Origin of the sequence: Cellulophaga omnivescoria, from assembly GCF_001999725.1 — a bacterium.
Classification (GTDB): Bacteria; Bacteroidota; Bacteroidia; order Flavobacteriales; family Flavobacteriaceae; genus Cellulophaga; species Cellulophaga omnivescoria.
Window position 1 is genome coordinate 16,667 of the sequence record NZ_MDDP01000017.1, and the last position, 23,681, is coordinate 40,347.

Below are 23,681 nucleotides of genomic sequence, written 5' to 3' on the forward strand. Positions count from 1 at the left end.
AAAATGTTTATTTAAAAGGAAATTTGTAGTAATTGTCTTATAATTAAAGATTGTTTATTATTTTCTGTATTATTTTTATAAAAGATTTTAAGGTTTTAGTTTTTTAACGACCAAGCAACCACAATGAAACTACACAATAACAAAACGGTTTTATTAGTTTTTTCTCTTTCCGCTAAATTAGAAGCAGAGAGGAAATCTGTATTCGGTGGTCATAAAAAAAGTGTTTCTAAGCAGTTTTTTAACCTCTTAATAAAAAATACGCTAAAGGTTGCAAATAATAGTGGTGTAGATGTTGTTTGGTTAGATGAAACACAACAAGAAGGATACACTTTTGCAGAGCGTTATACCAATGCTTACAAAAGCCTCTATGCTCAAGGTTACAACAATGTAATCTCTATAGGTAATGATACACCAAACCTTACTGCTAAACATATACAACAGGCCGTAGATGCCATGGCTACTAAAAAAGTAGTTTTTGGTCCGTCTAAAGATGGTGGTATTTACCTATTTGGTGTGCATAAAAGTATTTTTAATGAAGATGCTTTTAAAAACCTACCGTGGTTAACATCAAAATTATCTAAAAAAATACACTACTTGGCAATTGCTAATAATGTGTCATTTACAATTTTAGAAACATTACAAGATGTAGATACAACAAATGAAGCAATGCAATTTGCTTATTCAAACCCTAATTTGGTTTTAAGCAACTTTATAATTGCACATTTAAATTTTAAAGTAACACCCAAAGCTAATGCTGCTAGCGGTGTTATTACGTCTTTTTATTCAACTTCATTTTTACGTAGAGGTCCGCCTAATTTGTAAACTTTTTCATTCGGCATTTTTATAAGTAAGAACCAATTAAATTATAATTGGTGGTGACTGCTTATAAAATAATTTATCAACCTTATTACACTTAATTATGAAAATAGCTATAATGGCTGTAATGCAGCTGTTTGCCTTTACCGTATTTGCACAATCAAATACATATTCGTCTAAAATAGTAGACCAAGACAACCAACCTATACCTTTTGCTACGGTAAAAGAAATAGGCAAAGAAAATTACACAACCACAACCATAGATGGCGACTTTACATTGCAAACTAGCTCTACTAGTTTTGTGATACAGGTTTCTTCTATTGGGTTTACAAGCAAAGAAATTACTATTACTAACGGTAATTTTCCGGCAAGTATTACACTAATGTCTTCTGATGAACAGTTAAACGAAATTGTAGTAACTGCTTTGGGTATAGAAAGAGAAAAGCAATCCCTTGTTTCTGCTGTTACTAGGGTGTCATCAGATAAACTAACAGAAGTTACATTAACCAATGTGGTTAATAGTTTAGCAGGCCAAGTTGCAGGTGTGCAAATTACTAATGGATCATCTGGTGTGGGTTCTTCATCTAGAATTGTTATACGTGGAGAAAATTCTTTAAGCGGAAGCAATCAGCCATTGTTTGTGGTAGATGGTGTGCCAATTAGTAATGAACAAATTACGAGCGACTTAGTAAACAACGGAGCTTTGCAAGAAGTAGATTTTGGAAACGGTGGTTCTGAAATTTCTCCAGATGATATTGCATCAATCTCTATATTAAAAGGTGCTGGTTCTGCGGCACTTTATGGGGCAAGAGCGGCAAACGGTGTTGTGGTTATAACTACAAAACGTGGTAAAAATAAGAAAGGATTTGGGGTTACTACCAGCAATTCACTTACGGTAGAAACCTTATTAACGTTGCCAGATTACCAAAATGTGTATGGTGGTGGGTCTAACGGCCAATACTCTTTCCAGAACGGTAAAGGTGCTGGTATAAATGATGGTGGTTTAAGTAGCTACGGCCCAAGATTGGATCAGGGCTTATTGGTAAATCAGTTTGATAGTCCTTCTGTAGACATTAACGGGAACCCTGTGCGTGCTGGTGATGTTATTTCGCGTACAAATTCAGATGGTAGTTTTACACCTATAACTGCTACTCCTTGGGTATCTAACCCTAATAATGTGCGTAATTTTTTTGAAACGGGTATTACCAAACAAAACAACATCGCCATTAACTCTTCTGGTGAAAACGGAAGCAGTAGATTGTCTTATAGTAATTTAAGAAACGAGGGCATTGTACCAAATACCGATTTAGATCGTGATGGTATTTCGCTTAGTTTACATCAAAAATTAACAGAACAATTAAATGTAAACGCTTTTGTTAATTATATAAATACACGTAGTGGTAACAGGCCAAACCTTGGTTACGGTTATGAGAATCCTTTGTATGGTTTTAACTGGACAGGCAGGCAAGCAGATGTTTCTGCTTTAAAAAATTACTGGCAAGCAGGTCAGGAGGGAGTGCAGCATTATGATATTAATTACTTATGGCTTACAAACCCATATTTAACGGTTAATGAAAACACCAATAGTTTTAATAAAAATAGAGTTTTAGGTAATGTTTCTGCAGTTTATGATATTACAGATAAACTAAATGTTGCAGTACGCGCAGGCCTAGATACGTATGCAGACAAGCGCGAGTTTAGAAGAGCGGTGAGTACAAATGCAAATCCGCAAGGTTCTTTTAGAGAAGATAATATAAGTTTTAGAGAGTTAAATACAGATATTTTGGTGTCTTATAAAGATGCTATAAACAACGATTTAAAATATACTGTTTCTGTAGGTGCAAACCGTTTTGATCAAGAAATAGAGTACAGCTACGCTGAAGCTTCACAACTAGCATTACCAGGGATTTACACCTTGGCAAATTCTAGAACTCCGCTTAAAGGAGATAGCAGATTGTTTGAAAAACGAATTAACAGTGTTTACGGTACCGGTAATTTATCTTATAAAGATGCTTTGTATTTAGACCTTACCTATCGTAATGACTGGAGCAGTACATTGCCATCTAATAACAATTCGTTTGGGTATTATTCTGCAGGACTTAGTTTTGTGGCTAGTAGCTTTTTAAAATTACCAGAGCCAATATCTTACTTAAATTTTAGATTTAGTGCTGCAAGTGTTGGTAATGATACTAACCCGTACCAAAACACGCAAAACTTTTTATTTAATCAGAATTACGGATCTAATTTTAGGGTGACTAACGAGACGGTTTTAAAAAATGCAAATCTTAAACCAGAACGTCTTAATGCCTTTGAAGCAGGTATAGAGGCCTGGTTTTTTAATGGTAGATTGCAATTAGATGCTGCAGCGTACCAAAATACAAGTGTAGATCAAATTATATCTAGACCAATATCCGAATCTAGTGGTTTTGGTAGTTTTAACGTAAATGGTGGTAAAGTACAAACCACAGGTTTAGAGCTTTTACTTAGTGGTACCGTAATTAAAAATGCAGATTTTCAGTGGCAGAGTTCGGTAAACTTTTCTACGTTTAGAAGTAAGGTCAAGGAGTTGCCACAGGGTGTAGACCAGTTTGTAACTGGTACTGCCAATATATTTTCTGGCGGTGGCGGATCTAACTCTGTGTTTTATATAGCAAAAAAAGATGGCCGTGTTGGTGATATGTACGGTACAGGTTTTGTTGAGGTAGATGGGCAAATTGTACACGACTCTAACGGGTTTCCTGTTCAAGATCCCAACTTACGTTTACTAGGAAATTATAACCCAGATTTTACAATGGGTTTTAATAACAAGTTTTCATACAAAGGATTAGATTTTACTTTTTTATTTGATTGGCGTAAAGGTGGAACAATAGTTTCTAGAACAAAAGCACTAGGTAGTACGTCTGGCGTGTTAAAAGAAACATTAGAAGGTAGAGAATCTGGTATTATTGGTGCTGGCGTTATAAATACAGGTACAGCAGATAACCCGCAATACGCACCAAATACAACAGTAGTGCCAGCCCAAGCTTACAACAATGCATTTTTTGATCGTGGTAATGAGGCTAGTGCGCTTTACAGTGCTTCTTATGTAAAATTAAGACAAGTAAGTGTATACTATAATTTTCCTGCAAAAATTGTTGATGCCATAGGTTTTAATAAAATAAAAATAGGTTTGGTAGGTAGCAATTTATTGCTGTTTACAGAGAATCCGCATTTTGACCCAGAGTTAAATGCGTTGCAAGAGCAAAGCATTACTTATGGTGTAGAAGATTTTTCATACCCTTCTACCAGAAGCTTTGGAGTTAGTTTAAAAACCGAATTTTAAGAAGTAAAAAAAGATGAAAAAATATATAAAGCTATTTGTAGCAACCGCAGTAGCAAGCACTATTTTTACTGCTTGTACTAACGATTTTGAAGAAAAAAACACCAATCCTAATGCGCCAGAAAGTGTAGATCCGCAGTTTTTGTTAACCAATGTGGTTTCTGTATCATCAGACCTTAGCGCCTATCAACAAGGTTTTAGGCAAGCTAATTATTTGGCGCAATTTGCAGCAAGTATAGAGTTTGAGCGTATAGACCGTTATGAAATGGGATCTAATAGTGAGTACTGGAGTGCTATTTTTAGATTATTATCAGATATTAAATCGATGAAAGCCTCACCAGCGGCAAACGATGCTTACGTGGCTGTTGGTGATATTATGCAGAGTTACCTTTTTTCTCAGTTAACAGACCTTTGGGGTGATGTGCCTTACACAGAAGCAGTAGCAGCTTTAGATGGTACTTTTTCTCCAAAGTATGATACACAGGAAAGTATATATTCAGATGCCGAAACGGGAATATTGGCAGTGCTTAAAAAAGCAGTTAACACGCTTGAAAATACAAACAACGTAATTCAGGGTGATGTTATGTTTCAAGGAGATTTAGAGAAGTGGGTGCGTTTTGCAAACTCGCTTCAAGTACGTTACTTATTACGTATTAGTAAAAGAACAACAGATTTTACAGATTTACAAACTTTGGCAGATTCTGGTAAGTTAATGCAGTCTAATGCAGACAATGCCGTTGTGCCTTATTTGGCATCTGCTCCTAACCAGTTTCCTATGTTTAACGCAGCTTTAGGGTTGTACCAAGAGCATACAATGACAAAAACAGTAGAAACTATATTAACTGCTTGGGATGATCCTCGTATTGCTGTACTTTACAAGCCTACAGCGGCAAGTAAAAACTCTACCACACCAGAATACAAAGGATTGCAAAACGGACAATCTAGTAGCACCATAAATGCAAGTGGTATAGATTTAAACAACATATCTTTATTTGGCAGTATTTTTAGAGATGTTGCAGACGGTGTAGATGCGCAATTTATGCAGTATTCAGAAGTGCAATTTGCACTTGCCGAAGCGGCATCTAGAGGTTATATTACAGGAGATGCAAATACGTATTACCAAAATGCTGTTACAGCTAGTTTTGAGTATTACAATACACCAATCCCTGATGATTATTTTACTAGGCCAGCAATTTCTTTAGATGGCACTGCAAATGATTTAGAAAAAATATTAACTCAAAAGTGGTTAAGTTTAATTAATATTGGCCATGAAGCTTGGTTTAATGTACGTAGAACCGGGATTCCAAATTTAGAGGCTGGTCCCGATAATTTTAATAATGACAAATATCCCGTTCGGTATTTGTATCCAGAGTCAGAGCAAGCTACCAATAGCGCAAATTATAAAGAAGCTGTTGATCGTATTGGTGGGGATAATATAAACAGCAAAGGCTGGTGGGAAAAATAGAATGATAATTATGAAACAAAAAATTAAACTAATTGGTATTTTGCTTGTGTTTATGGTGTTTGCGGCTTGTAAAGAAGAGGCTAAGAACGTTACCGTAGAAGTAAAACAAGAGGCAAAAACAGAAGCTGCTGATGAAGCAAAGCCAAGCGGAATTGTAAACGGAGTAAAACAAGTTTGGATAGACGCAGATTTAGCTGTTGGAAAAAAGAATATAGAAAAACCTGGCTATTCTGATGTAGATGATGGCTATGCGGTTTTGCAATTATTACAGGCCAAAAACGTAAAAATTAACGGTTTAAGTACTGTTTTTGGTAACAACAGCGTAGAAAATGCTTTTGCTATTGGCAACTACATAAGTAAGGAGTTTGCAGCACAAAAAATTAAAGTTTATAAAGGTGCTGGTGCTGCAATTAATTTAGACAGTGTGGTAACTAATGATGCTGTAGAGGCAATGGCTGCAGCATTAAAAAAGCAGCCATTAACTATTTTGGCAATTGGCCCCGCCACTAATGTTGGTTTACTACTATTAAAATATCCAGAGTTACAATCTCAAATAGTTGAGGTTGTTTTAGTAGCTGGTCGTAGAACCCCTTTGGACTATTTTAAAATAGGAAACAAAGGTGTGTTGGCTAAGGATTTAAATTTTGATTTAGACAACACAGCATTTAGAATATTATTAGAAAATAATGTCCCGTTGGTTTTTTGTCCTTATGAAATTTCTAGTAAGGTTTGGATAAAACAAAACGACCTTGAAGCATTAAAATCTACAACACCTGCTATGAAATGGTTGGCAACCGCATCACAGCCTTGGATAGAGCAATGGAAAAATCAGGGAGCAGAAGGTTTTAATCCGTTTGATGTTTTGGCTAGCCATTATATCATTGCCCCAGAAGATATTATAACAGAACCTTTACAGGCCCGTTTGGAGATTAATTTAGATGATACTGTAAAAGAGAATAAGAATAGGGTCTACAAATCTTATTTATTGTGCACAAAAGAAGGTGGTGCAGCAGTAACTTATTGTTACGATGTAGTGCCTAATTACCATCAGAAATTAATGGAAACATTTAAAAAATAGTATCGTGATAAAATTAAACAACAATATAGAGGATTTAACCCTTTACTTAAAAAGTAAAGATTGGTTAACTAATAACGAGTCCATTGTTGCTGTAGAAAAGCCTGGAGATGGTAATATGAATTTTACGCTGCGTATTACTACAGAAACCAGATCTTTTATTATTAAACAAAGTAGAGAATATGTAGAAAAATATCCGCAGGTTGCCGCTCCAGAAGACCGGGTATTAATGGAGGCCAAATTTTATAAAATAATAGAAAAGGTTCCTAACTTAAAAGAAATGATGCCTACATTAATTGGCTTAGATAAAGCTAACAATGTTATGGTTATGAATGATCTTGGTAATGGGTCAGATTTTACATATTTGTATCAATTAGGAAAACAATTTTTAGAAGAGGATTTGTATGCTGTTGTAGATTTTGCAGCTACATTGCATACCAGTATTACAGTCCACACACAAGAGGACAGAATTACCAATACTAAAATGCGAGCTCTTAACCATGAACATATTTTTAATTACCCATATGTATTAAATAATGGTATTAATTTAGATGATATTTTACCAGGGTTGCAAAAAGAAGCAGAACGTTTTAAGACAGATGAACCTTTAAAAAAAGCTGTAAAAGAACTTGGAGATTTGTATTTACAAGATGGTAATACGTTGCTGCACGGAGATTATTTTCCTGGTAGTTGGTTGGCAACTGTACAAGGTTTAAAAGTTATAGATCCTGAGTTTTGTTTTTTTGGTAAGCCCGAATTTGAAATTGGCGTTTTACTAGCACATTTAAAAATGGCAAATCAGGCTAACACATTAATAGAAAAAGCTGTAGATAGATATAAGTCCTTAGCAGATTTAGATACGGTATTATGCTATAAATTTATGGGAATAGAAATACTGCGTAGAATTATTGGTTTAGCACAGTTACCATTAGAAATTAATTTAGAAAAAAGAGTGAAATTACTTAATGAGGCACGCAAAATTTTAGTGAATTAAGTACGTTTTTTAATTAATACACAAAAACATTAAAACCAACTGCGTAGTTGGTTTTTGTTTTTTATAAATGTATTAATCAATAACAAATGTCTATAAGCGTTGGCTTTTTTAGGTTGATTGCATCAAAATTTAATTATAGTGTCAAAAAAATATAAGCAACAAACCAATCAGTTTAAAAAAAGAAGTACTTTTTAATAGCATTTTGTAGTAAATTTGAAGAAAAATAGGCTAAATGAACGCTAAAATTACTACATCAAAATCTATTGGTCTTGTGCTTTCTGGAGGAGGTGTGCGTGGTATGGCGCACATTGGGTTAATAAAGGCAATGAATGAGTTTGAAATAGATGCTAAAGCTGTTTCTGGAAGTAGTGTAGGAGCCTTGGTGGGTGCTTTGTACGCTAATGGAAGTTCTATAGATGATATGCTTAGGTTTTTTAAAGAAACACCGCTTTTTCATTACCATTATTTAACCATTGCAAAAGCAGGTTTTTTAGATACAGAAAAATATGTTGCCTTATTTGCAAAATACTTTCCTGAGAATGCTTTTTCAGCATTAAAAAGAGAGTTGCATATTGTAGCAACCAACCTACAAGAGGGTGACGAAGAATTTTTTTCTGATGGAGAATTAATTAGGCCTATGTTGGCTTCGGCTGCTTTACCTCCTGTTTTTTCACCAATAGAAATTAATGGTAATTTATACGCAGATGGTGGTATAATGAACAATTTTCCGTTAGAGCCATTGCTAAATACATGCGATTATATTATTGGGAGCAATGTATCTATTGTTGCAAGGTTAGATAAAAAAGACCTTAAAAACTCATTACAGCTTACGGGTAGGGTAACCGGTTTAATGATATACGCATCTGCAAAAAAAAAGCTTAGTGCTTGTAATATGCTGTTGGAATCTAAAGAGGTAGACAAAATAGGTTTGTTAGACCGCAAGGGTATAGAAAAAGCATTTGTTATTGGTTATGATGCTGCCTGTAGAGCTTTAGAAGCTCAATTAAAGGAATAAAAAAAGTCGTTCTAGATATAGAACGACTTGGTATTTTTTTAGATGCTGTTTTTAAACATCATCAAAATCTACTTTTAATGTAGGTGTTGTTGCGTGTGCTTGGCACGTTAAAATTAATCCTTCTTCAATTTCACCATCCGTTAAAATCTGGTTTTTAACCATTTCTGCTTTACCATCTGTAACGCGAGCAATACAACTACTGCAAACACCACCTTGGCAAGAGTATGGTGCATCTATATTTTCTTTTAAAACAGCATCTAAAACAATTGTGCTTTTATCCATCTCAAAAGTAAATTCCTCATCATCTACAATAACAGTAACTGCCGTTTTTCCGCCTTCTTTAACAGGCATTTCGTCTTTAATTTCTGTAGTTGTAAAAAGTTCAAAATGTATTTTGTCTTCGCTAACTTCGTTTTCCTTTAAAGTATCAGAAACTGTATTAATCATAGCCTCTGGACCGCAAAGATAAAAATCATCAAAAGCAATATCTTTATGTTTGTTTTTAGTAATGTAGTTAACTGTAGACCTCTCTATTCTTCCAAAAATAGAGTTTTCATCCTGTTCTTGGCTATAAATAAAGTATACAAAAAATCGGTTATTATATTCTAGTTGAAGCTTGGCTAAGTCTGTGTGAAACATTGTTTCTTCAAAAGATTTGTTACCGTATGCTAAAACAAATTTGTTTTCTGGGTTGCTGTCTAATACAGACCTTGCAATACTAATAATAGGTGTTATACCACTACCAGCAGCAAAAGCGGCAACATTTTTAACGGCATCTGTAGGTTTAAAAACAAACCTACCTTCTGGAGGCATAACTTCTAGAACATCACCTTCTTTAAGTTTAGAATGTGCAAAGTCTGAGAAACCGCCATTATCTACTTTTTTAACACCAATGGTAATACAATCTTTTTTAGGAGAAGAACTAATAGAATACGCTCTACGCAATTCTTTGCCTTTAATTTCTTTTTTAATAGTGATGTATTGACCAGATATAAACTTAAAAGTCTGAATTAAGTCTTTAGGAATAGCAAATGTTATTGCTACAGAACTAGGTGTTAAAGCCTTTATATGTTGTACCGTTAACGGATGAAAATGATTCATAAAAAAATATTTTCTACAAAAATACACATTGCCCTTTTGATAAAAAACCTAGTTTGCTAAAATTTAATACATAGAATTCTTATGCATAAGAAAATTATGTATATATTCGTAATAACAATTTTACTGCTAAAAGTTGTTATAGAAATAGGAGATGTTTGTTTTAAAAGCAAAATAAGAGAACAGAAAAATGGGAAATTCTAAATTATACAAGGGTAGTTTAAATACTATTATTTTAAAGTTGCTTGAAGAAAAAGGCAAGATGTATGGGTATGAAATTACACAAAAAGTAAAAGAGTTAACCAAAGGAGAACTTAAAATTACGGAAGGTGCATTATACCCTGCCTTACATAAATTAGAAGCGGAAGGACTTTTAGATGTTGAGGTTGCAAAGGTTGATAATCGTTTGCGTAAATATTACAAGCTAACTGAAGCAGGTGAAAAAGAAACCGTTAACAGGTTAGCAGAGTTAGAGGAGTTTATACGTAGTATGCAAAATTTAGTAAACCCTAAATGGAGTATAGAGTAGAGGTATGAAATTAACTAAGGAAGAGATTCAATTTATAGACACCTATCTTAAAAATTCTGATATTATGTTTACAGATGTCAGAACAGAAATGGTAGACCATGTTGCTACTGCGGTATTAGAAAAAATGGAAGAAGAAAACCATACGTTTTATGACGCTTTTAAGGCGTATATGGTTGTGCATAAAAAAGATTTATTAAAGTACAATAAGCAGTTTAAAAAAACTACAGATAAAATAGTACTTAAATCGCTTTTTAAAAAGTTTACAGCACCATTAAATATCTGTATTATGGTAGCTAGCTCTTTTCTTTTAATACAGTTTTTTCCTTTGGGAGATAAGAAGTTTCTAAAATTTGTACTATTTGGTTTTTTAATAATTGCTATACTAGTATATTTCTTCATAGGGTTAAAACAGCGTGGGCAACGTTTATCTGGAATTGAAAGAACTGGACTTATACTTACTTTAAGTTTCCAACTATATAACGCTTTTCAAAACCCTTTTTTTAATGAAAAATCTGTAATTATAAACGACTACTATTTTACCTTGGTTTTTGTTTTATTACTGGGGCTGTCTACTGCGTTTATTGCGGTGATTCTAGATCTTCATAAAAAATATACCAATCATTATACTATTGTTTAATATGAAACTAACCAAAGAACAAATAGAATTTATAGATGATTATCTTATTAAAAATAAGGTGAAATATTGGGATGTTCGTATGGAGCTTTTAGACCATATTAGTAATGAGGTAGAAGCTCTAATGAAAGTAGGATCTAGTTTTACCAATGCAATGCAAGCAGTTCATATTAAATTTGGTAATGATTTAACTATAAAAAGACTTAACAAGGAAAATACCGGTTGGGATACTTTCCCTAGCTTGTATGCAGATTCGTCTGGTTATAAGGAGTTTATTGAAGAAAAAAGACAGGGGTTAACTAAGGGTTTTGGAAAGCTTCAAAGAAAAGCCTTAAGGCTGTTTTTCACCAATGCTAAGTCACTAATACTATACGCTTGTGTGCTCATAGTATTTTTATATACCAAAGAGTTTTTTACTGTAAAAACAATGCATAAGACTTTATTATTGCTATTAATGGTAATGGCATTAACTCCGTGTTTAGTTTCATTATTTAATCTAAAAAATACATTTAAGTCATTAACTATAAATACTGCTTTATTATCTAGTACTTCTGGAGTTAGTTTTGTTAATGGATTGTTGCTTGCGCCCAAAATATTATTAGAAGAAGGAGAGCAACTATCACCTATTTATATGTTTATAGTATTGGCGTTGTTGTTTCCTTTTTTCTATATATCTATTCAATTGTTTGTTAATCAACTTAAAAAATACAAATCAATTTATAAAAGATTAGTATGAAGCTAACCAAAGAACAAATAGAAGAATTGTACGCATTTACCCGAAAACATTATGTGGTGCATTATGATTTGCAGACCGAGCTAGTAGATCATTTAAGTAATGGTATAGAAGAACAATGGCAACAAAATCCAAATTTATCTTTTGATAATGCTTTAGGAGTTGAGTTTAAAAAATTTGGTGTTTTTGGTTTTATGGATGTTGTAGAAAAACGCCAAAAAGCTATGAACAAACGTTACAGAAAAATACTTTTTAGGTTTGTTAAAGAGTGGTTTCAGTTGCCAAAGCTGTTAACCACTATTGCAATTTTTATGGGCTTTTTTCTGGTGCTTCACTTAAAGCAAGCATCATATGTATTAATGGGTTCAATACTAATTTTAGTAGCTGTAGATTTTTATCATCAATTTAAAAGAAGAAAAAAAGAGAAAAAACAAAAGCAGAAAAAAGAAAAGCTGTTTATGTTAGAAGCTATGATTGGCGATACCAGAAATGGCTTTTCTGTAATAACATTTTCTAATGTTTTTAATATTGTAAATACTATGCGTTTTAATTTTAGTGACTTGCATAGTTACTGGTTGGCACTTATTGCCATAGCTGCTACTTTACTATGTTTAACTTTTTACATTACTTCTTATGTAATGCCTAGTAAAGCTAAAGAATTGTTAGAAGAAACGTACCCAGAATACAATTTAATTTAAAATAGTGTAACAAATTGGCATTTGTTGCCACTAACAAAATATAATTAATCAACCTAAAATTATGTTAAAACACTTTTTAAGCCTGCAATGGAAGTCCTTTTTTAGGTCGGCTTCTTTTAAAACTAACCTGGCACTAAAAATATTTATGGGCTTTTTTGCGCTGTACTTTATTGTGGTGTTCCTTTCAATGGGAGTTGGCTCTTTTTATCTTATAAAAAAGGCAGATATGGGAGATCCACTAGAGGTGGTAAACAAATACCTAATATACCTTTTTGTATTAGATTTGCTAATTAGGTATATGTTACAAAAAATGCCTGTAGCCAACATTAAGCCTTTATTGTATTTACCCTTTGAAAAAGCACAGGTTGTAAATTACTCTTTAGGAAAAACAATTGCTTCCTTTTTTAATTGGGGTTATGCATTTTTCTTTTTGCCATTTTCTATTGTATTGCTAATAGAGGGTTATAATCCGCTTGGTGTGGTAGCTTGGCACTTTGGTATTTTTGCACTTATTTATTGTAGTAATTTTATAAATATATTAGTTAACAATAAGGACAGTGTTTTTTACCCAGTAATAGCTGTTTTTGTAGCACTGGGAGCTTGCCATTACTTTGGTGTTTTTGATATTACTAACTACACTGCGCCATTTTTTAATGGATTATATAACGCTCCTTGGATGGTTATTTTTCCTTGGATAGCGGTTATTGGTTTGTATTACGCTGCATTTAATTACTTTATAAAAAATATGTATTTAGATGCTGGTTTGCAAACAAAGCACGCTATAGCAAAAACAGAAGATTTGTCATTCTTAGATAAATTTGGAAGTACAGGAACCTTTTTAAAGAACGATATTAAACTTATAAAAAGAAATAAAAGACCAAAAACAGCTGGTTTAATGAGTTTTCTATTCTTGTTTTATGGCTTATTATTTGGGTCGGGAGCTGTTGAGGTATATAATGGACCAGTTTGGCAAATATTTGGTGGAATATTTGTTTCGGGTGGTTTCTTATTCACATTTGGACAGTTTGTGCCAAGTTGGGATAGTGCGTATTACCAATTAATGATGAGTCAGAATATAAAGTACAGAGACTACATTACCTCTAAATGGTATTTGGTGGTAATTGCCACTTTAATTAGTACTGTTTTGGCTTCTTTTTATTTATTTTTTGGCATAAACGCATACCTAGCCGTATTGGTTGGTGCAATTTATAATATTGGTGTAAACTCACATTTAGTGTTATTGGGTGGTGCCTTTATAAAAATGCCTATAGATTTAACATCAAATAAAAAAGCCTTTGGAGATAAACAGGCTTTTAATATGAAAACAATGTTATTATCATTGCCTAAACTTTTACTGCCAATGATAATTTTTGCTGCCGGATATTACCTAGTAAACCCAACAACAGGCTATGTACTTGTTGCAGCGGCTGGTATATTAGGACTAGCATTTAGAAATATAGTTTTTAATAAGATTGAGAAAATCTACAAAAAAGAAAAGTATAAAACTATACACGCATACAAACAAAAAGCATAAATAAGTAGCTCTGTTAAGAGTATAACCATAAAAAACAAAAACCATGATAAAAGCACAGAACCTTACAAAAACATACGGCGCAGCTACGGTTTTAAATATAGAAAATTTAGAAATTCCAAAAGGACAATGTTTTGGTCTTGTAGGTAATAACGGAGCAGGAAAAACAACATTTTTTAGTTTGTTGTTAGATCTTATTCAGCCTTCTACAGGGCAAATAATAAATAACAATGTACAAGTAAATACCAGTGAAGATTGGAAACCATTTACTTCTGCATTTATAGATGAATCTTTTTTAATTGGCTACCTAACACCAGAAGAGTATTTTTATTTTATTGGTGAGTTAAGAGGACAAAACAAAGCAGATGTAGATGCACTTGTTAATAGTTTTGAAGATTTTTTTCACGGAGAGATATTAAATCAAAAAAAATATTTAAGAGATTTATCTAAGGGAAACCAAAAGAAAGCTGGTATTGTAGCTTCTTTTATTGGTAGTCCAGAGTTGGTAATTTTAGATGAACCTTTTGCAAATTTAGATCCAACAACGCAAATAAGACTAAAAGGTATAATTAAAAATTTGGCAGCAAATCAAAATACCACAGTTTTGGTTTCTAGCCATGATCTAAGTCATGTTACAGAGGTATGTGAGCGTATTGTAGTGTTGGATAAAGGTGAACTGGTTAAAGATATAAAAACATCTGCAGCAACTTTAAAAGAGTTAGAAATTTTCTTTTCAGGTGCAGAGGCTCCAGATGCAGCAGTTGCTGTTTTTGAAGATGAGGAATAAATAGTTGCTTTAATTAAAACAAGACTTTATAAAATTTAAAGGTCCATCAAATTGTATAAAATTTGATGGGCCTTTTTAGTTGTTGAGCTCATCAAACCAAATAAATAAAAATAAATAGTAAATTTATGCACCTTAAACATAATAATACCGCGGTTTTTTAGTTTTGTTTAGGTAAGAATAGATACAATTTTGAAGCTTCAAACTAAAATTATAGGAACAGTAGCGCTAGCAGCATTAGTCTTTAATGCCTGTTCTACTAAAAAGAACGCCTTTGTTAACAGAGAGTGGCACGCATTAAATACAAAATTTAATGTGCTCTATAACGGTAATATTGCTTTTGAAAAGGGCAGAGAAGAATTAAATGCCAATTACAAAGATAATTATTGGGATTTATTACCAATAGAGCGTTTAGAAGTTACAGATGATGTTAAACTAGATTCAGAAAATAACAATCCAAATTTTGTAATAGCAGAAGAAAAAGCAACAAAAGCCATACAAAAACATAGTATGGTTATTAAAGATAGGGAGCGTAACCCGCAAACAGATGAGGCTTACTTACTTTTAGGAAAAGCACGTTATTTTGATCAGCGTTTTATTCCGGCTCAAGAGGCTTTTAATTATGTGCTTAAAAATTACATACAGAGCGATAAGTTTAACGAGGCTCGTATTTGGAGAGAAAAAACCAATGTGCGTTTAGAGAATGATGAGCTTGCTATTAAAAACTTAAAAAAGCTTTTTAAATATGACGACTTATCTGACCAAGAATATGCAGACGCAAGAGCGGTTATGGCTCAGGCATATATTAATTTAAATGCTCCAGATACTGCAATTCAGCAATTAAAAAGAGCATCGGTCTACACAAAAAAACAAGAAGAAAAAGGAAGGTATTATTTTATAATTGGACAGTTGTACAATCAGCTTAACAAAAAAGATAGTGCCAATTATGCCTTTGATAAAATTATAGATTTAAACAGAAAATCTCCTCGTGTTTATTTTATTAATGCGCACTTGCAAAAAATAATGAACACAGCTGTTACTGCCAGTAACAAAGAGGAAATGTTAGAGTATTTAACAGATTTAGAAGAGAACAGAGAAAATAGGCCGTTTTTAGATAAAATATACAGGCAAAAAGCACAGTTTTTTTTAAATCAAGAACAAGATAGTTTGGCCTTGGTTTATTTTGATAAATCTTTGCGCGCTACCACAAACGATAATAAATTAAACGCACTTAATTATGAGAATTTAGGTGAGTATTATTTTGATAAAAATAACTACAAACAAGCTGGGGCGTATTTTGATAGTACACTTACCAATTTGGTAGAAACCAGTAAAAAGCACCGTTTAATTAAAAAGAAATTAGACAATTTAGAAGATGTTGTAAAGTATGAAGATATTGTGCAGTATACAGACAGTGTTGTAACTATTTACAATTTGCCTAAAGAGAAGCAAATAACTTATTTTCAAAAATTTATTGAAGATAAAAAAGCAAAGGAAGAGGCGGCTGCAAAAAAAGAAAAAGAGCGTCAAAACGCAGGTATAGCAGCTTTTGCTAATACCAAAGCAGGTAAACAAAATAAGGGCAAATTTTATTTTTACAATATTACAAGTTTAGGTTATGGTAAAACCGATTTTAAAACCGCTTGGGGTTCTCGTAAACTAGAGGATAATTGGCGTTGGTCTAACAAAAATGTGGTATTGCAAACTAATGATGATACTGCAGTTGCTGGTAACGCATCTAATGCTATTGTAGAAGAAGGACAAGAGTATAAGGTAGATTATTATATGGATAAATTACCAACTAGTGATGCGGTAATAGATAGCTTAAAAAAGGAGCGCAATTTTGCAAACTACCAATTAGGGTTAATTTATAAAGAAAAATTTAAAGAAAACCTTTTGGCAGCTGGTAAACTAGAGTCGGTTTTAAAGTCTAACCCAGAGGAGCGATTAATACTACCATCTAAGTATAATTTATATAAAATATATGAAGAATCTGGCAGTAATTTAGCCGCTGCAATGAAACAAGATATTATAGCAAACCACCAAGGTTCTAGATATGCAGAGGTGTTGTTAAATCCTAAAGCAATTTTAGAAGGGTCTGCAGACACTCCAAACGCTAGGTACACAAGATTGTATAAAATGTTTCAGAACCAAGAGTACTTAAAAGTTATTACTGGTGCAGAAGAAAACATTAACAGATATACAGGAGATGAAATTGCACCTAAGTTTGAGATGTTAAAAGCAATGGCAACCGGAAGAATAGAAGGTTTTGAAGCCTTTAAGGAGGCATTAAATTATGTAGCGCTTAATTATCCAAATAATCCAGAGGGTAAAAGAGCACAGGAAATGATTAAATATCAAATTCCACAATTAGAGAAATCAGATTTTGTAGATCAATCTACTAATGCAAAGGGTACCTGGAAAGTGGTTTTCCCTTTTAGTAGAAATAATGATGCAGCAGCTAATGAGTTGTACAAACTGCTAAATAAATCTGTAGAAGATTTAAAATATAAAAATAAAGTATCTAAAGATATTTACAATTTAGAGCAACAATTTGTAGTGGTACATGGGTTTGCCTCAGAAGAATTTGCATTGGGATATGCAGAATTATTAAAAAATAATAAAGATTACAAGGTTGGTCATCAGAATTTTGTAATTTTATCCAACAACTACAAAGTTGTGCAAGTACACAAAAAATTAAACGAGTATAAAAAAACACTATTAATCCCAAAACCGTAATAAAAATATGTTTTCAGACAAAAATAAACCTAGAGATGTTGTAGATATGGGCGGCCAGCCTAACAGAATTGGAAAAAACACCAAAATTAAAGGTGATATAGTTTCAGAAGCCGATTTTAGAATTGACGGTAAGTTAGATGGTAACGTAAAAACATCTGGTAAGGTAGTTATTGGCAAAGATGGCTACATTCACGGAAAGGTAGAGTGTGTAAATGCAGACATAGAAGGCGGTTTTAACGGTGAGTTATTAGTATCTGACTTATTATCATTAAAATCTTCAGCAGTAATAGAAGGTACGGTTTCTGTATCTAAGCTTGCTGTAGAGCCTGGTGCTACTTTTAATGCATCATGTGTTATGGGAGGTAAAAACGGAGCCTTATCTGGCGCTAAACAAGCTTCAGCTGGTGGAACTTCCAAAGCTTCCTAATAACAATAAGCCAAACCACTTAAAAAATGCCGCAATGCTATCTGGTATTGCTTTTCAAATGGGAGCTATAATATACTTAGCTCATAAAGTAGGTGTGTGGTTGGATGGCTATTATAACATCAAAAACGAAATTTTTACTATAATTGCTACACTTTCTGGTGTAGCAATTTCTATTTTTGCGGTAGTTACACAATTAAAAAAAATTAAATTCTAATGGCAAACCATAAGTTGCTTATCTATTTTTTTATCACAATTCTTATTTCTTTAGCGGTAGCTTTTGGTGTTCATCTATTGGTACTAGATGATATGCAAAAACCTTTATTTGGTAATAAAATTGTGCTTTCTTATGTTATTAATTTTGTGTTGGTAACTGCAATATTTACAATTATTTACCTGTTAAGAAACCAATTTAAAACACAATTAGGTATATTTTTTATAGTAGGCAGTGCCATAAAATTTCTTTTCTTTTTTATGCTTTTTTACCCATCTTTTAATGCAGATGACAATATTAACTTAACTGAATTTGCTTCTTTTTTTGTCCCGTACAGTATATGTTTGCTGATAGAGACATTTTTTATTGCTAAAGTGCTCAAAAACTTAGATTAACGTTTTAAAATGATGCGGTTTATGGTTGGTGTTAAAATAATCAAAAAAAGGTTTTTTTCTTTTTGACAGAAAAGCGTACATTTGCACCGATTTTTAGAGACCGATATTTTTTGAGCAATATGCGAAATACATTTTTTAGTAAAATTATTTTAGTCACGGCACTTGTGTTTAGTTTGGGTTCTTTTGCGAACGACAACAATGAGCCACAAGAAAATGATTCACAAGTAAATAGTAGCGAAGAGATTCAGGCTTACATTAGCCATCACTTAGCAGATTCACACGACTTCACTTTGTATTCTTATACAAATGATGAAGGGGAGCGTGAGCACTTTGGTTTTCCGTTGCCAGTTATTGTTTGGACAAGTCAAGGTCTTAAGACGTTTATGTCTTCAGAATTTCACCATAATGATGATGGTCATGTTATTGTTGATAAGGATGGTGTTAAGTTAACCAAAATTCACAGTAAAATATATGAGTTAGAAGAAGGGGCTACAGCAGTTTCTTTTGACGAGGAGCACCATGCTACAAATGCACATAAAGTTTGGGATTTTTCAATTACCAAAACAGTTGTAGGTATTTTGTTGGCAGGTTTGTTAATGCTTTGGGGCTTTAGCTCATTAGCTAGAGGGTATAAAAAGAGCCCAATCCCAACAGGTTTTGGTCGTGTTTTAGAGCCGCTAGTATTATACGTAAGAGATGAAATTGCAAGACCAAATATTGGTGAAAAGCACTACCGTAAGTTTATGGGCTTTTTGTTAACGGTATTCTTTTTTATCTGGATATTAAACTTGTTAGGTTTAACTCCAATAGGTTTTAATGTTACAGGACAAATAGCGGTAACAGTTTGTTTGGCTTTATTTACATTTTTTATTGTACAATTTAACGGTAATAAAGATTACTGGAAACATATTTTCTGGATGCCTGGTGTTCCAGTTTTAATGAAAATAGCTTTAATTCCAATAGAGGTGTTGGGTATGTTAACAAAGCCATTTTCTTTATTAATTCGTTTATTTGCTAACATTACTGCTGGTCACGCCGTAGTTATGGGCTTAGTAGCTGTAACATTTACAGCAAGAGAAGCTTTAGGTGTTGGTGGTAGTTTAGGTGTATCATTCTTTTTAACGTTATTCATTTCTTTAATAGAAATTTTAGTAGCGTTTTTACAGGCCTTTATTTTTACAATGTTGTCTTCATTGTTTATTGGTATGGCTGTAGAAGAGCATGATCACCATTAATTTTAGTTATAAATAAGAGTTTGTTTAATTTAATATAAATCAATTACTATGTACAATTTAATTGGAGCAGGATTAATCGTTATCGGAGGTGGTATCGGTTTAGGTCAAATCGGTGGTAAAGCAATGGAAGGTATTGCTCGTCAACCTGAGGCAGCTGGAAAAATCCAAACAGCAATGATTATTATCGGAGCATTATTAGAAGGTTTAGCTTTCGGTGCTTTGATCTTAGGAAAAGCTTAAGGACAAAAACAACAATCGCATTCCTGTAACGGTTGGTTACAGGATGTGTTTGTAATTAAACAAAAAACAAAAAGAATATAATTTATATTTTATAATGGATCAGTTATTAAACGATTTTTCGCCTGGGTTGTTTTTCATGTTACTAATAATTTTATTAGTACTTATCTTCTTAATGGTTAAGTTTGCATGGAAACCAATAATGAACGCTTTAAATGAAAGAGAAGACGGTATTAAAAGCGCTTTAGAAGAGGCAGAAAATGCACGTAAAGAAATGCAAAATCTGCAAGCAGATAACGAAAGGTTATTGCAAGAAGCACGTGCAGAACGTGATGCTATGTTAAAAGAAGCACGCGAAATAAAAGAAAAAATTGTTGCAGATGCAAAAGAGCAGTCTATTATAGAAGGCGATAAAATAATTGCACAAGCACAAGCTACTATAGAAAGCGAAAAGAAAGCAGCAGTAGCAGATATTAAAAACCAAGTAGCTAACTTATCTGTAGAAATTGCAGAAAAAGTTATTAAGGAGCAATTGTCTAATAATGACAAGCAACTTAAGTTGGTAGAAGATATGGTAGGCGATATTAAGCTAAACTAATAAGAAAAAATGAACGAGTCTAGAGCAGCTATTAGATACGCAAAAGCCATTTTAAACCAAGCGGTTGAAGGTAAGGCTACAGATGCAGTTGAAAAAGACATGCATTCTGTTGTGCAAACAATTTCTGACAGCAAGGAACTTCAAGATGTATTGGCTAGCCCAATAATTAAAGGAGATGTAAAAAAGAATGCTTTGCTAGCTGTTTTTACAGGAAGTCATACTATTACAGAAGGACTTATTTCTTTGCTTGTAGATAATAAGAGAGTATCACTTTTAAAAGATGTTGCTCAGCACTATATTGTTTTAAACGAAAAGCTTAAAGGAGAAGAAGCAGCAGTAGTAACAACTGCAGTTGCTTTAACTAAAGATTTAGAAGAAAAAGTTTTGGAGCAATTAACAAAATTAACTGGTAAAAAAGTAGCTATAACAAATGTTATAGATGAAAGTATTATTGGTGGTTTTGTATTAAGAATTGGCGATTTGCAATACAATGCAAGTGTAGCTAATAAATTAAATAGTTTAAAAAGAGAATTTTCAAACAGTCTATAGTCTTTGGTTTACACTACGGACTTTGTAAATATTAATTAAAACAACATGGCAGGAGTAAAAGCCGCTGAAGTATCAGCAATTTTAAAGCAACAGTTATCAGGATTTGACGCTAGCGCATCTTTAGATGAAGTAGGGTCAGTATTACAAGTAGGTGATGGTATTGTACGCGCTTACGGATTAGCTAACGCTCAATACGGAGAGTTAGTAGAATTTGAAGGTGGTTTAGAAGGTATAGTACTTAACTTAGAAGAAGATAACGTTGGTATTGTATTATTAGGTGGTTCTAAAGGAGTTAAAGAAGGCTCTACTGTAAAACGTACAAACCGTATTGCATCTGTAAAAGTAGGTGAAGGTATTGTTGGTCGTGTTGTAGATACTTTAGGTAACCCAATAGATGGTAAAGGACCAATTGCTGGAGAAACTTATGAGATGCCATTAGAGCGTAAAGCTCCGGGTGTTGTATATCGTGAGCCAGTAACTGAGCCATTACAAACAGGTATTAAAGCAATTGATGCTATGATTCCAGTTGGTAGAGGTCAGCGTGAGTTGGTAATTGGAGATAGACAAACGGGTAAAACTACTGTTTGTATTGATGCCATCTTAAATCAAAAAGAATTTTACGATGCAGGTAACCCTGTATATTGTATATATGTTGCTGTAGGTCAAAAGGCTTCTACAGTAGCTTTAATTGCTAAAACATTAGAAGAAAAAGGTGCTTTAGCTTACACAACAATAGTAGCTGCAAACGCATCAGATCCTGCTGCAATGCAAGTTTATGCTCCTTTTACAGGTGCTTCTATTGGAGAGTATTTTAGAGATACCGGTAGACCAGCTTTAATTGTTTTTGATGATTTATCTAAACAAGCTGTTGCTTACCGTGAGGTATCTTTATTATTACGTCGTCCTCCAGGACGTGAGGCATACCCTGGTGATGTATTTTACCTACACTCTAGATTATTAGAGCGTTCTGCAAGAGTTATTAATGATGATAGCATTGCTAAGGATATGAATGATTTACCAGAGTCTTTAAAGCCAATGGTAAAAGGTGGTGGTTCTTTAACTGCTTTACCAATTATTGAAACTCAGGCTGGTGACGTTTCTGCATATATCCCAACAAACGTAATTTCTATTACAGACGGACAAATTTTCTTAGATGGAGATTTATTTAACTCAGGTGTACGTCCGGCAATTAACGTAGGTATATCTGTATCTCGTGTTGGTGGTTCTGCACAAATTAAATCAATGAAAAAAGTATCTGGTACTTTAAAGCTAGATCAGGCTCAGTATCGTGAATTAGAAGCGTTTGCTAAGTTTGGATCAGATTTAGATGCATCTACTTTAAACGTTATTGAAAAAGGTAAGCGTAATGTGGAGATCTTAAAACAAGCTCAAAACGATCCTTACACTGTAGAAGATCAGGTAGCAGTAATTTATGCAGGTTCTAAAAACTTGTTAAGAGATGTGCCTGTAGAAAAAGTAAAAGAATTTGAAGCTGAATACGTAGAATTTTTAAATGCTAAGCATAGAGATGTTTTAGATACGTTAAAAGCAGGTAAATTAACTGACGAGGTTACAGATACTTTGGTAGCTGTGTGTAAAGATCTTTCAGCAAAATATAAAGCATAGTCCTTATCTTTTGTAAAAATACAATAAGAAAAGGGTATTTAAATTAGACTAATCAATCCCTCTCCTTTTGGAGAGGTTAGGAGAGGAAAATATGGCAAACTTAAAAGAAATACGTAACAGAATAGCATCAGTTTCTTCAACTATGCAGATTACCAGCGCAATGAAAATGGTGTCTGCTGCAAAGTTAAAGAAGGCGCAAGATGCAATTACTGCAATGAGGCCTTATTCTGATAAATTAACTGAGCTTTTACAAAGTTTAAGTGCTAATTTAGATGCGGATTCTGGTAGTAAGTTTTCTGAAGAGAGAGAGATTAATAAGGTTTTAATAGTTTCTATTACTTCTAACCGTGGTTTGTGTGGTGCATTTAATTCTAACATACTTAAGCAAAGTGTTTCTTTAGCAGAAAACACATATGCTGGTAAGGAAGTAGAGTTTCTTGCTATAGGAAAAAAATCTAACGATTTTCTTTCTAAAAATTACAATGTAATTGCTAATCATAGTGCTGTTTATGACGATTTAACTTTTGATAATGTTGCTGCAATAGCAGAGAATTTAATGGAGTTATTTGTTAATGGTGCTTATGATAAAATTGAGGTTGTTTATAATAAATTTAAAAACGCCGCAACGCAAATCGTAATTACTGAACAATTTTTGCCTATTGTAGCTGTAGCTTCAAATAAAGAGGTTTCTGCTAATAACACAGATTATATTTACGATCCTTCTGAAAAAGAAATTGTAGAACAATTAATACCAAAGTCTTTAAAAACACAATTATACAAAGGTGTAAGAGATTCTTTTGCTAGTGAGCATGGAGCACGTATGACGGCAATGCACAAAGCAACAGATAACGCAACAGAGCTTAGAGACCAGTTAAAGTTAACGTATAACAAAGCAAGGCAAGCGGCTATTACTAATGAAATATTAGAAATTGTTGGTGGTGCAGAAGCTTTAAATAACTAAAAATTAGTTTAC

Annotated in this window: 23 protein-coding genes; 22 read left to right on the top strand and 1 reads right to left on the bottom strand. The window is 33.2% G+C overall.

The genetic code is table 11. The features are described from left to right. Nucleotides 1-123 precede the first annotated feature (123 nt). The 6 genes from BFJ87_RS09390 (at nt 124) to BFJ87_RS09415 (ending at nt 8,684) form a co-directional block, all read left to right on the top strand. Nucleotides 124-822: a TIGR04282 family arsenosugar biosynthesis glycosyltransferase gene (locus tag BFJ87_RS09390; RefSeq protein WP_077403285.1), complete on the top strand. Its 699-nt coding sequence runs from the start codon at nt 124-126 to the stop codon at nt 820-822. Nucleotides 823-919: 97 nt separating this feature from the next. Beyond that, nucleotides 920-4,138 carry a SusC/RagA family TonB-linked outer membrane protein gene (locus BFJ87_RS09395; protein WP_077403288.1) on the top strand — a complete coding sequence of 1,073 codons (3,219 nt, stop codon included), beginning with the start codon at nt 920-922 and terminating at the stop codon, nt 4,136-4,138. 13 nt (nt 4,139-4,151) lie between these two features. Next, on the top strand, nt 4,152-5,600 hold the full coding sequence (locus tag BFJ87_RS09400; RefSeq protein WP_077403291.1) for a SusD/RagB family nutrient-binding outer membrane lipoprotein: 1,449 nt from the start codon (nt 4,152-4,154) through the stop codon (nt 5,598-5,600). 10 nt (nt 5,601-5,610) lie between these two features. After that, nucleotides 5,611-6,678, top strand: coding sequence for a nucleoside hydrolase (locus tag BFJ87_RS09405; protein ID WP_171974496.1), 1,068 nt, complete (start codon nt 5,611-5,613; stop codon nt 6,676-6,678). A gap of 4 nt (nt 6,679-6,682) precedes the next feature. Further along, the gene (locus BFJ87_RS09410) at nt 6,683-7,669 is read left to right on the top strand and encodes a phosphotransferase (protein WP_077403295.1); all 987 of its coding nucleotides are present in this window, start codon (nt 6,683-6,685) and stop codon (nt 7,667-7,669) included. 232 nt (nt 7,670-7,901) lie between these two features. Continuing rightward, the gene (locus BFJ87_RS09415; protein WP_077403298.1) at nt 7,902-8,684 is read left to right on the top strand and encodes a patatin-like phospholipase family protein; all 783 of its coding nucleotides are present in this window, start codon (nt 7,902-7,904) and stop codon (nt 8,682-8,684) included. A gap of 51 nt (nt 8,685-8,735) precedes the next feature. Here the strand turns inward: BFJ87_RS09415 and BFJ87_RS09420 are convergent, their stop codons facing one another. Then, complete coding sequence (locus BFJ87_RS09420; protein ID WP_077403301.1) at nt 8,736-9,785, bottom strand: ferredoxin--NADP reductase; 1,050 nt, start codon at nt 9,783-9,785, stop codon at nt 8,736-8,738. 187 nt (nt 9,786-9,972) lie between these two features. Here BFJ87_RS09420 and BFJ87_RS09425 point away from each other — a divergent pair, with 187 nt between their 5' ends. The 16 genes from BFJ87_RS09425 (at nt 9,973) to atpG (ending at nt 23,669) form a co-directional block, all read left to right on the top strand. After that, nucleotides 9,973-10,311, top strand: a complete 339-nt coding sequence (locus BFJ87_RS09425; RefSeq protein ID WP_038505492.1) for a PadR family transcriptional regulator — start codon at nt 9,973-9,975, stop codon at nt 10,309-10,311. Nucleotides 10,312-10,315: 4 nt separating this feature from the next. Then, entirely contained in the window at nt 10,316-10,948 is a 633-nt protein-coding gene (locus BFJ87_RS09430) for a hypothetical protein (protein ID WP_077403304.1), read from the top strand. Between the two features lies 1 nt (nt 10,949). Continuing rightward, entirely contained in the window at nt 10,950-11,681 is a 732-nt protein-coding gene (locus BFJ87_RS09435) for a hypothetical protein (RefSeq protein ID WP_077403307.1), read from the top strand. Further along, nucleotides 11,678-12,376 carry a hypothetical protein gene (locus tag BFJ87_RS09440; RefSeq protein WP_077403310.1) on the top strand — a complete coding sequence of 233 codons (699 nt, stop codon included), beginning with the start codon at nt 11,678-11,680 and terminating at the stop codon, nt 12,374-12,376. Before BFJ87_RS09435 ends, BFJ87_RS09440 begins: the two co-directional genes overlap by 4 nt. 61 nt (nt 12,377-12,437) lie before the next feature. Beyond that, the gene (locus BFJ87_RS09445) at nt 12,438-13,910 is read left to right on the top strand and encodes a DUF5687 family protein (RefSeq protein WP_077403313.1); all 1,473 of its coding nucleotides are present in this window, start codon (nt 12,438-12,440) and stop codon (nt 13,908-13,910) included. A 43-nt stretch (nt 13,911-13,953) separates the two neighbouring features. Beyond that, nucleotides 13,954-14,694, top strand: coding sequence for an ABC transporter ATP-binding protein (locus BFJ87_RS09450; protein ID WP_077403316.1), 741 nt, complete (start codon nt 13,954-13,956; stop codon nt 14,692-14,694). Nucleotides 14,695-14,883: 189 nt separating this feature from the next. After that, complete coding sequence (gene porW / locus BFJ87_RS09455) at nt 14,884-17,430, top strand: type IX secretion system periplasmic lipoprotein PorW/SprE (RefSeq protein WP_077403319.1); 2,547 nt, start codon at nt 14,884-14,886, stop codon at nt 17,428-17,430. Between the two features lie 7 nt (nt 17,431-17,437). After that, the gene (locus BFJ87_RS09460; protein WP_013620957.1) at nt 17,438-17,857 is read left to right on the top strand and encodes a bactofilin family protein; all 420 of its coding nucleotides are present in this window, start codon (nt 17,438-17,440) and stop codon (nt 17,855-17,857) included. Next, complete coding sequence (locus tag BFJ87_RS09465; protein WP_245799617.1) at nt 17,835-18,071, top strand: AtpZ/AtpI family protein; 237 nt, start codon at nt 17,835-17,837, stop codon at nt 18,069-18,071. The genes BFJ87_RS09460 and BFJ87_RS09465 overlap by 23 nt, the downstream gene beginning before the upstream one ends. After that, nucleotides 18,071-18,463 (top strand): DUF6168 family protein, encoded by a 393-nt coding sequence (locus BFJ87_RS09470; RefSeq protein ID WP_077403322.1) that lies wholly within the window; start codon nt 18,071-18,073, stop codon nt 18,461-18,463. Before BFJ87_RS09465 ends, BFJ87_RS09470 begins: the two co-directional genes overlap by 1 nt. Nucleotides 18,464-18,582: 119 nt before the next feature. After that, complete coding sequence (atpB, locus tag BFJ87_RS09475; protein WP_077403325.1) at nt 18,583-19,698, top strand: F0F1 ATP synthase subunit A; 1,116 nt, start codon at nt 18,583-18,585, stop codon at nt 19,696-19,698. Between the two features lie 48 nt (nt 19,699-19,746). Then, nucleotides 19,747-19,938 (top strand): ATP synthase F0 subunit C, encoded by a 192-nt coding sequence (atpE, locus tag BFJ87_RS09480; RefSeq protein WP_013620961.1) that lies wholly within the window; start codon nt 19,747-19,749, stop codon nt 19,936-19,938. Nucleotides 19,939-20,032: 94 nt separating this feature from the next. After that, nucleotides 20,033-20,533 carry a F0F1 ATP synthase subunit B gene (locus tag BFJ87_RS09485; protein WP_077403328.1) on the top strand — a complete coding sequence of 167 codons (501 nt, stop codon included), beginning with the start codon at nt 20,033-20,035 and terminating at the stop codon, nt 20,531-20,533. A 9-nt stretch (nt 20,534-20,542) separates the two neighbouring features. Beyond that, nucleotides 20,543-21,082: an ATP synthase F1 subunit delta gene (gene atpH, locus BFJ87_RS09490; RefSeq protein ID WP_077403331.1), complete on the top strand. Its 540-nt coding sequence runs from the start codon at nt 20,543-20,545 to the stop codon at nt 21,080-21,082. A gap of 45 nt (nt 21,083-21,127) precedes the next feature. Next, nucleotides 21,128-22,708 (top strand): F0F1 ATP synthase subunit alpha, encoded by a 1,581-nt coding sequence (atpA, locus tag BFJ87_RS09495; protein WP_077403334.1) that lies wholly within the window; start codon nt 21,128-21,130, stop codon nt 22,706-22,708. Nucleotides 22,709-22,799: 91 nt separating this feature from the next. Next, complete coding sequence (gene atpG, locus BFJ87_RS09500; RefSeq protein WP_077403492.1) at nt 22,800-23,669, top strand: ATP synthase F1 subunit gamma; 870 nt, start codon at nt 22,800-22,802, stop codon at nt 23,667-23,669. The last annotated feature ends 12 nt before the right edge of the window (nt 23,670-23,681 follow it).

Coding starts and splice junctions, on each gene's coding strand:
- BFJ87_RS09390 (WP_077403285.1), top strand. CDS start 124: ATGAAACTACACAATAACAAAACGGTTTTATTAGTTTTTTCTCTTTCC.
- BFJ87_RS09395 (WP_077403288.1), top strand. CDS start 920: ATGAAAATAGCTATAATGGCTGTAATGCAGCTGTTTGCCTTTACCGTA.
- BFJ87_RS09400 (WP_077403291.1), top strand. CDS start 4,152: ATGAAAAAATATATAAAGCTATTTGTAGCAACCGCAGTAGCAAGCACT.
- BFJ87_RS09405 (WP_171974496.1), top strand. CDS start 5,611: ATGAAACAAAAAATTAAACTAATTGGTATTTTGCTTGTGTTTATGGTG.
- BFJ87_RS09415 (WP_077403298.1), top strand. CDS start 7,902: ATGAACGCTAAAATTACTACATCAAAATCTATTGGTCTTGTGCTTTCT.
- BFJ87_RS09420 (WP_077403301.1), bottom strand. CDS start 9,785: ATGAATCATTTTCATCCGTTAACGGTACAACATATAAAGGCTTTAACA.
- BFJ87_RS09425 (WP_038505492.1), top strand. CDS start 9,973: ATGGGAAATTCTAAATTATACAAGGGTAGTTTAAATACTATTATTTTA.
- BFJ87_RS09430 (WP_077403304.1), top strand. CDS start 10,316: ATGAAATTAACTAAGGAAGAGATTCAATTTATAGACACCTATCTTAAA.
- BFJ87_RS09435 (WP_077403307.1), top strand. CDS start 10,950: ATGAAACTAACCAAAGAACAAATAGAATTTATAGATGATTATCTTATT.
- BFJ87_RS09440 (WP_077403310.1), top strand. CDS start 11,678: ATGAAGCTAACCAAAGAACAAATAGAAGAATTGTACGCATTTACCCGA.
- BFJ87_RS09445 (WP_077403313.1), top strand. CDS start 12,438: ATGTTAAAACACTTTTTAAGCCTGCAATGGAAGTCCTTTTTTAGGTCG.
- BFJ87_RS09450 (WP_077403316.1), top strand. CDS start 13,954: ATGATAAAAGCACAGAACCTTACAAAAACATACGGCGCAGCTACGGTT.
- BFJ87_RS09460 (WP_013620957.1), top strand. CDS start 17,438: ATGTTTTCAGACAAAAATAAACCTAGAGATGTTGTAGATATGGGCGGC.
- BFJ87_RS09470 (WP_077403322.1), top strand. CDS start 18,071: ATGGCAAACCATAAGTTGCTTATCTATTTTTTTATCACAATTCTTATT.
- atpB (WP_077403325.1), top strand. CDS start 18,583: ATGCGAAATACATTTTTTAGTAAAATTATTTTAGTCACGGCACTTGTG.
- atpE (WP_013620961.1), top strand. CDS start 19,747: ATGTACAATTTAATTGGAGCAGGATTAATCGTTATCGGAGGTGGTATC.
- BFJ87_RS09485 (WP_077403328.1), top strand. CDS start 20,033: ATGGATCAGTTATTAAACGATTTTTCGCCTGGGTTGTTTTTCATGTTA.
- atpH (WP_077403331.1), top strand. CDS start 20,543: ATGAACGAGTCTAGAGCAGCTATTAGATACGCAAAAGCCATTTTAAAC.
- atpA (WP_077403334.1), top strand. CDS start 21,128: ATGGCAGGAGTAAAAGCCGCTGAAGTATCAGCAATTTTAAAGCAACAG.
- atpG (WP_077403492.1), top strand. CDS start 22,800: ATGGCAAACTTAAAAGAAATACGTAACAGAATAGCATCAGTTTCTTCA.